The organism is Erythrobacter sp. HI0063 (assembly GCF_001635685.1).
Taxonomy (GTDB): domain Bacteria; phylum Pseudomonadota; class Alphaproteobacteria; order Sphingomonadales; family Sphingomonadaceae; genus Qipengyuania.
In genome coordinates this window covers 1-397 of record NZ_LWFF01000216.1, presented here as the reverse complement: position 1 = coordinate 397, position 397 = coordinate 1, and the positions used below count along the sequence as shown (strand labels likewise).

The window sequence follows — 397 nt, the reverse complement described above, 5'->3', positions numbered from 1 at the left end:
CGCGCCACATCGCGTGCATCACGATGGCAAGCTTGCGGGCGACCGCGACGCGCGCTCTACGAGGCCGCTTCGGCGATGCTCACAAGGTTCAAGGGCCGCGACACGATCAAGACATGGGGGCTGAAGCTCGCGAAGACCAAGTGCCACGCCAAGGCGCGCGTCGCACGTCTGGGTCGCCCGCTTTGCTGATCCGCCCCTTTACGTCGATCGATGAGCCAGACTGCCAGCGGCGCGAGGTGAGCCCGAAGTAGGCCGCGACATTGCGCGAGCGGCGGAACCGGGCGGGATCGTCGATCGCACTCTTGAAGCTCAGGGAGGTCACTGGGCCGACGCCCGGGATCGCCATGAACCGGCGGCACAGCTCGTCGCGCATCGCGAGCTGGGTGACCAGCTTGTG

General features: G+C 67.3%; 1 pseudogene. It reads right to left on the bottom strand.

The features are described 5' to 3' along the window. Positions 1-147: 147 nt before the first annotated feature. Positions 148-397 (bottom strand): annotated as a pseudogene (locus A3736_RS07135) (transposase); the annotation flags it as partial.